Genomic DNA, 8,700 nt, shown 5'->3' on the forward strand with positions numbered 1-8,700 from the left:
TTAATGAATAGTTGCGAAGCGTCTCATGTAGTTGCTAATTCTAGCTTCTTGGAGTCGCTCGCAACTATTCCTTTATCAAGGAGGAAATGTAAAATGGCAATTCGTGGTGATATTGAAGAAATAAAATGGCAAGAAGACGTATCTGTGATGTCAGAAGGCTTAAGGCAGCGATTAGAGGAGTTTCAGGACATGAAACTAGGGGTTATCATGCACTGGGGCCTGTATGCAGAAGCGGGAATTGTTGAGTCATGGCAATTGTCTGAGGAGGATGATTGGGCGCGGAAAGAGCCATGGCGAGAGGATTTGACGACATTAAGAGAGGATTACTGGGGGCTAAGTGAACAGTTTAATCCTCAACAATTTGATCCAGCAGATTGGGCTGAAAAATGCCGAGCAGCAGGCTTCAATTATTTACTCTTTACGACGAAGCATCACGATGGTTTCACTATGTATGACACGCAATTGACTGATTACAAAATTACTTCACCAGAGTTGCCATTTTCCTCTCATCCTCAACGGGATATTTTGAAAGCGGTCTTTGACTCATTTAGAGAGGAAGGATTAGTTGTTGGGGCTTATTACTCCAAGGCTGATTGGCATTCTCCTTATTATTGGGTACCGGGACAGCATGCGATTGGGCGTCAGGCAAGTTATCAGGCGACGGCTGATCCAGAAATGTGGGAACGTTTTGTGCAATTTGTGCAAGGTCAGTTAACCGAAATCATGAGTGATTATGGCAAGGTAGATATTTTATGGCTAGATGCTGGCTGGGTTGGGCCTCAAAGTGGTGAAGATTTACGGATGGCCGAAATTGCTACTGACTTAAGACACTTACAAAAGGATTTAATCATCGTTGATCGAACCATTGGCGGTGACTATGAAAATTACGTAACTCCAGAACGCGCTGTTCCGGAGATTCCACCTAAAAAAGTTTGGGAAAGTAATATTCCTCTGGCAAATAATTGGGGCTACGTTCCGAATGATACGTATAAATCGTTGAAGGAGATTATTCATTTATTAGTTCAGGTAGTGGCTAAAGGTGGCAATCTAATCTTAGGAGTCGGGCCGAAGCCTGATGGGACCTTACCTGCAGAAGCCGAAGAGTTGATGGCAGGCATGGGTGAGTGGTTATCTAATAATGGCGAGGGCATTTATGGGACGCGACCTGCAACACTTGATAATCAGAGTGAGTGGTTGCTGACGCAGAAAAAATCTGCCATTTATGCATTTCAGCTATTAGATACTGACGATTATCCAAGAGAGTTTGAGCTTAGAGAGATTGGATTAGAGCCAACTAAAGTTTCTCAAGTTGAACTACTGGCAACAGGAAAATTACTAGTGCCAAATGCGAATCAATCAAGTTATTCTTTGCCAGATACTGGGGAAAAAGAGGCATTAGGGCTTAAAATAATCTTGAACCAATAGATGAGAAGGATGAAATCAGCATGAGAGGATGGAGAAAATGAATGATGTGTCAATGCCAGAGTGTCAGCGACTTCTTTTTGACACCCAACAAGGTGAAGAACAAGAGGGGGTAGAGCTGATTCAATCATGGGTAAGAGAGAAGCAGCTTCAAGTGTCTGTCTATCCCTTTGATTTAATGGATTGTACAAAAGATGATGTGATTTTAAGGCTAGTTGCTGATGGCTCATTAGGACCTGAAAGCTTTTGTTTGGTGTCTGATGATTGTTTGATTTTGTCTGCATCTGATATGGCGGGGCTATATTATGGGTTTAATGAATGGGTAAGTTCAGGTGGTGCTACGAGGCAGATATGCTGGCAGCCGGCTTTAGCTGAACGATCATTGATGATTGATATAGGACGTAAATTTTATTCGAAGGAATGGTTATGCACGCTGATTGACGAGATGGCAGCATTAAAATTAAATACGTTACAGCTGCATTTTTCTGAGAATGAAGGATTTCGTGTTGAGTCAACCACTTTCCCCGAGATTGTATCAAGAGAGCATTTAAGCAAGGCCGAGGTTTGTGATCTGATTGTTTATGCGGAACAACGCTACATTCAAATTATTCCTGAATTGGATAGTCCAGGCCATTTGAAAAATTTACTTAGTTTTTATCCTCAATGGCGCCTTGAGCGAATAGGTGAGCCTGACGACCTGATCGATCATCGTGCTCTGGATATTACCAATAGTGAAGCGGTAGCTGCGGTTAAGGAACTGATTTGTGAATACTTTGAGTTGTTTAAGGGAAGTCGTTATTTCCATATTGGGGCAGATGAATTTATTGATTTTGATTCTTTTGAGGCTTATCCAAAAATTCAACAGACTGCTCGAGCAAAATACGGTGAGAGCGCCAGTGGCATTGAATTATATATTGAGTATACCAATGATCTTATAGAATTAGTAACTCAGGCTGGCTTCATTCCTAGAGTTTGGAACGACGGATTTTATCGTCTTAATCAACCTAATTTAGTAGAGTTGTCAAAAGAGGTTGAGATTACCTATTGGACTCGTTGGAGTCAACAGATGGCAAGTGTTCAAACATATTTGGATAAGGGGTATCAAGTAATTAATTATAATGATAATTATTTCTATTTCGTCTTAGGTGAGGCGGCGGGTTATCGTTATCCAAGTGCTGAAACAATTTCTCGAAACTGGCAACTTACGGATTTTCCTCAACAACAAAAGATTCAAGACTCAGAGCTGTCTCAGGTTAAAGGGGCGTCATTTGCCATTTGGAGTGATCGGCCAGAGGCATTAACAGAAGCTGATGTGATGACAAAACTCAAAGAGCCTTTACAAGCATTTGCTGCAAAATTATGGACTAAGATAGATGACGTATAAAGGGAAGTGACACTATGCTAGCGAGAGAAAGTATTCAGAGGATGAATCAAGAGTTACAGAAGAGTATTGTTAAAAATAGAAGTGAGATACGAAACATGATTATTCGTGAGGGGGGAACAGAGAGAGTCCTTCAATCAGGGGACTATTTTGGTCAAAAAAATCATTATTATACGATTGAAGGGGAACTTGTGATTCCTGAAGAGTGGCGAGAAAGTTTTTTGAGTCTAGGGATTTATTCTTCTGAGACTGAATGGGATAATGCGACTAATCCGCAAATGACTCTTTATCTTAATGATCAGTTGATTCAAGGGTTAGATGTGAAGCATCGAGAAGTGATATTGCCTCAAGAGTTAATAGAGGCTTCGCCGTTAAAGCTTCGGCTAGAGGTATTCAGTGGCCGAGAAGAAAAAAAATACCCAATTTTTATTAAGCTACAGGAGCTAGATCATCAGACTCGAGAGACTTATTTTGATTTTTATGTGGCACTTGAAAGCTGGCGATCTGTTTTAGGCGATAGTTCTTCAGAATTAATTTATGAGGAGGTATTGAAGAAAGCGAGTCGGTTTCTTGATTTCCGTCTGCCTTATTCGAGTCCTTATTATCAAGGGTTGTCTCAGGCTAGGGAGGTTTTACGAAGCGAGTTATATGAGCGGACTGATTTTCAGGAAATTGCCACTGTTTTAGCTGTTGGACACACTCATATAGATATTGCGTGGTTATGGACAGTTGCTCAGGCTATTGAAAAAGGACAGCGAAGTTTTTCAACTGTTTTAAAATTGATGGAGGAATACCCAGACTATACATTTATTCAAAGCCAGCCTCAAATGTATCAATTTATCAAAGAAAAATATCCTGAACTCTACCAACAAATCAAGCAAAAAATTGTTGAGGATCGTTGGCAACCAGAAGGCGCCATGTGGGTAGAGGCGGATTGTAATTTGACTTCGGGAGAATCATTGGTTCGGCAAATTGTCTATGGTAAACAGTTTATTAAAGAGGAGTTTGGTAAGGACAGTCAGGTTCTTTGGCTACCAGATGTCTTTGGTTATTCTGCCGCTTTGCCACAAATATTAAAGAAGACGAACACACCGTACTTTATGACGACCAAGCTGTCATGGAACCAGTACAATCAAATTCCTTATGATACTTTTTATTGGAAGGGACTTGATGGTAGTGAAGTATTGACTCATTTTATCACAACAATTAGCGAAGGCTATAGCCCCACTCCTTATTATACGACTTATAATGGGATGCTGGACCCGTACTCTGTTAAGGGGAGCTGGGATCGCTATCAGCAAAAAAATATTAACGATGAGATACTGCTGGCTTATGGGTTTGGGGATGGTGGAGGAGGCCCGACACGGGAGATGCTAGAGGTTGCTACGCGGATGAAGAATGGCTTACCAGGGATGCCTAAGGTAATATCTGGATTTCCACAGGAGTACTTTAAGCGACTTGAAACGAGACTTCAAGGCAAGCAAGTTCCAAGATGGATGGGGGAGCTCTATTTTGAATACCACCGTGGAACGTACACTTCACTAGCAAAAAATAAGAAGTATAACCGTGAGACTGAGACGTTGTTACAATCCTTAGAAAAGTTATTTGTGCAACTTGCTTTAGCAAATTATCCTCACTCTCAGTTAGCCAGCATGTGGAAAGTGACTCTCTTAAACCAGTTTCATGATACTTTACCGGGAAGTTCGATCAAAGAGGTCTATGATCAAACGGATCGAGACTACCAGGAAACGAAGCGGTTGGCGACGCAATTAATTGCTGATCAATTTACGAATACTTACTCTGCAGAGTTGTTAGTTTATAATCCTTTAGCAAAAACGCGCAGTCTTTTAGTGAGGCTCCCAGAAGACATTACTGACTCTTTAGTCGATGGTACTCAAACAATTATTCAGCAAAAGACTGCTGATGGCGGTTTGTTAGCGCTAATTCCTGATGTGGCAGGTCTTAGTGGAAAAAGGCTGACTCGGGTTAAAGGAGAGGCGCTAAGTACTCCGAGTGAAGAGAGCTTGGGTCACTCTTTCGAGACAGAATATTATCAACTAACATTTGATCATAATTATGAGATTGAGTCGCTGGTTGATAAGGTGACTAAAAGGCAAGTAGTACCGAAAGGACAACGCTTTAATCAATTAGTTGCTTATGAAGATTTGCCGCTAAATTTTGATGCTTGGGATATTGACTATTACTATAAAGACAAGGAGTGGCCTATTCATCAGGTTCAATCAGCCAAAGTGATTGAAGATGGCCCTATTAGGCAAACGCTCGTAATTGAAAGGAGGTTTGAGGTCTCGACTATTAGGCAGTTTATTCATTTTTATCGTCACAGTCCGAGAATTGATTTTGAAACGAAGGTAGAGTGGCATCATCAGCACGTATTACTCAAGGCGCAATTTCCAATAGAAGTGAATACATTGAAAGCAACCTTTGATAGTCAATTTGGTAATGTTGAACGTCCGATTCATACGAATACGTCTTGGGATCAAGCGCGATTCGAGGTTTGCGGTCAGAAGTGGGTAGATCTTTCGGAAGGTAATTTTGGTGTAAGTGTGCTGACTGATTGCAAGTATGGTTTTAATGTTGGCTATCAGCTGATTGGCGTGACGTTGATTAAATCAGCGACCGACCCAAATCCAGAGGCTGATCAGGGACATCATCATTTTACCTATTCAATCTATCCTCACCGTGGTACGTGGAAAGAAGCACAAACGATGGAGGAGGCATTGGACTTGAATACGCCAGCTCTCGTTACTCCGATTGCGGCAGGAAGTCTAACAGAAGAGCAGTTAACTAGTTGGGCGATAGTTGAGCAAAAAAATATTTTACTCGATACGTTAAAGAAAGCTGAAGCTGATGATAATGTGATTGTTAGACTCTACGAGTTTCATAATAATCAGACTTTGGCGACTTTGAAGGTGAAATCTCTTGTTCAAAAGGCCGTTCTTTGTGATTTGTTAGAAAATGAATTAGCGCCTTTGGAGATTCTGGAAGGAAAGATTACTATTGAGTTTAAGCCTTTTGAGATTCAAACGATAAAATTATATATAAAGTGAGGAAAATCATGAGTGTTACTCGATTAATGCAAACGATGACGCTGAAAGAAAAAGTGGGGCAGCTTAATCAGCGCTTATATGGTTGGCAGGTTTATCAAAAGAAAGGTAATGAAATTTCTTTGACAGAGACCTTTAAGCAAGAGGTTACGAGGTGGGGAAGTCTTGGTTTTATTTATGGTGTGTTTCGATCCGATCCGTGGTCAGGAAAAAATAGTGAGACGGGTTTGACTACTGAGGAAGCACTGTATGTCAGTCAGCTCATCCAGACTTATCTTGAACACCATACTCGATTGAAGATACCCGCTTTTTTATCTGAGGAGTGTCCACATGGTCACCAAGGGCTAGAGTCACTAACGACGGCAGCTAATATTTCAGTAGGAGCTAGTTGGAATCCTAAGTTGTATCAACAAGTACAGGAAGTTGTTGCACGAGATATACGGGGGAAAGGCGCCCATTTAGGGTTGATTTCGACTTTGGATATCGCCCGTGATCCGCGTTGGGGAAGAACAGAGGAGTGCTTCAGTGAAGACCCGTTTTTAGCGGGTCAGTTTACTGTTGGTGCTTTGAGAGGGTTACAAGGAGGTGACGGAACCACCATTGATCGCGAGCATGTTCTTGCTGTTCTTAAACATTTTGCTGGCCAAGGCTCTGCAATGGGCGGTCATAATTCTGGGCCTGTCAATATTGGTCAACGGGAGCTGAGAGAGATTCATTTTCCTCCCATGGCATACGGGATTGCTAACGGTGCGCAGTTGACTATGGCCGCATACAATGATCTAGATGGCAAGCTGTGTCATGGTAATTCGGCGCTACTAAATGAGTTATTACGATCTGAAATGGGCTTTGATGGAGCTGTTATGGCTGACGGCTGTGCGCTTGATCGCTTAGTTGAGTTGACAGATGATCCGATCGAAGCGGCTATCTTAGCTATAACTAGTGGGGTGGATATTAGCTTATGGGATGATGTCTATCCTTACTTAGAAGAAGCAGTAATCAGTGGGCGTTTAGCTGAAAGTGTGATAGATCAAGCTGTTTTGCGAGTATTGCGCTTGAAAGAAAAAATGGGGCTATTTACACAGCCAACGCCGGAAATAACGGCTGTTTCACTGGAAGAAAAGCGATATTGGTCTGTTCAGCTTGCAAAAGAATCTCTGGTTTTGTTGAAAAATGAAAAGAACTGTTTACCCCTGTCAGCAGAGCTAAAAAAACTGGCGGTTATTGGGCCAAATGCGGATAAATTATACAATCAATTAGGCGATTACACTCCTTTTAAAAATGAAGCAAATTGCATAACTGTTCTAGGAGGAATCAAGGCTCATCTCATGGAAACATCGACGGAGGTAGCTTTCGCCGAAGGTTCGTTGATCACTGCAGAACTTGCTTGCGGTATTGAAGAAGCCTTAACTGCTGCTGAGGAGGCTGAGGCAATTGTTCTTGTTTTAGGTGGCTCTAGTGCAAGAGATTTTTCGACCACCTTTGATGCGAACGGAGCGGCTCTTTCAGGCTCAAATGAGATGACGAATGGTGAAAATATCGACTTAGCCAATTTAGCATTACCTCAGCCACAAGTTGAATTAGTTAAGGCGCTATCTTGTTTAGAAAAGCCACTAATCGGAGTTTTAATTCAAGGAAGACCTCATATTTTAACTGAAATAGAGCCCTATCTTGATGCGTTAATTATTGCGGGCTATCCCGGTGAGCATGGTGGTGAAGCCATCGCAAAGACTCTGTTTACTGAGTCTCCTTCTGGAAAACTAGCGATGTCTTTGCCAGCTAGTAATGGACAGTTACCTATTTACTATAATTACCGTGAGGTTGCTTTTAAGAAAGAGTACGCAGACGATAGTGGTAAGCCACTCTATCCTTTTGGAATGGGTCTCTCTTATACGAGCTTTGAGGTAACTGAGCTAGCAGTTAATCAAAGCAGCAAGGCAGAGTTACTAGCAGGAAAACCACTCAAAATAACTGGCCAATTAAGCAATACGGGCCATTGTAGAGGAGCGGAGGTCATCCAAGTCTATGTGAAAAGTCATCAAAAACGAGTGGTAACGCGAGTGAAGGAACTGAAAGGTTTTGAAAAAATTTGGCTAGAGCCAAAGCAAAGTGAGACTTTTGAAATCGACTTATCACTGATGGAGTTGACGGAACTGGATGAAAACATGAAACAGGCCCTAATGACTGACTTTACTCTGAGAGTTGAGGCGACTGATTTTGTCTGGGAAGATCGTCTTTCTTTTTGATAATGAGTAATACAATTGTTAGGCGACTTAGCTAAAATTAACAGCAATCTCGAAGAATCCGAACAATCGGTAATTTAGATTGCTTGGGTTTTGAGAAATTGCCGAGCCTTCACTTCGATGTCCCTCATTTCTAAGGGCTAAAGCCCAAAGAATGATGGCTTGCAACTTTAGTTGCTTAGAAGTTTAGGACAACGAAGCGTAGCGTAGTAAAACGTAGTGAGCAGACGTTTGGAACGTGTTTATCGCACAATATACGTGAAATAAAATTGGGGCGTGACTTATGTCACAGGCCCTTTTTCTCGTAGTTCTTTTCAGTTGATATCAATTATTTGGATCACTAGTATGGGAGGATTTTACAGGATTTATAGTTGTAATAATGACGAAAAGATAAGGCTATTTGTTATTTTTATGTCAAATGATTGTATGTAAAGGCTTTTTTTATTACACTAAAGAAAGAACAAGGAGACACTTATAAGCCAGCTATAAAAAGGTCAAGTAAAAACTGAACTATTTTAAAATTGTTTGTTGTGATTTTTAATGCAACATAAATAAACCTAGAGAAGAATACAAATTTTTTCTAGGTATCTGT

The 8,700-nt window shown here is 41.2% G+C and carries 4 protein-coding genes; all 4 read left to right on the forward strand.

The annotated features are described in order from the left end of the window. Nucleotides 1–93 precede the first annotated feature (93 nt). From AC5KOD_RS16720 to AC5KOD_RS16735, 4 genes are read left to right on the forward strand one after another with little or no spacing between them, the layout of a single operon-like run. Complete coding sequence (locus tag AC5KOD_RS16720) at nucleotides 94–1,425, forward strand: alpha-L-fucosidase (RefSeq protein ID WP_496915719.1); 1,332 nt, start codon at nucleotides 94–96, stop codon at nucleotides 1,423–1,425. Between the two features lie 37 nt (nucleotides 1,426–1,462). Then, nucleotides 1,463–2,806: a beta-N-acetylhexosaminidase gene (locus AC5KOD_RS16725; RefSeq protein ID WP_496915720.1), complete on the forward strand. Its 1,344-nt coding sequence runs from the start codon at nucleotides 1,463–1,465 to the stop codon at nucleotides 2,804–2,806. A gap of 14 nt (nucleotides 2,807–2,820) precedes the next feature. Next, on the forward strand, nucleotides 2,821–5,871 hold the full coding sequence (locus tag AC5KOD_RS16730) for an alpha-mannosidase (protein WP_496915721.1): 3,051 nt from the start codon (nucleotides 2,821–2,823) through the stop codon (nucleotides 5,869–5,871). 8 nt (nucleotides 5,872–5,879) lie between these two features. After that, complete coding sequence (locus tag AC5KOD_RS16735; protein WP_496915722.1) at nucleotides 5,880–8,111, forward strand: glycoside hydrolase family 3 N-terminal domain-containing protein; 2,232 nt, start codon at nucleotides 5,880–5,882, stop codon at nucleotides 8,109–8,111. The last annotated feature ends 589 nt before the right edge of the window (nucleotides 8,112–8,700 follow it).

The sequence above is a fragment of the Vagococcus sp. WN80Y genome (assembly GCF_059621045.1).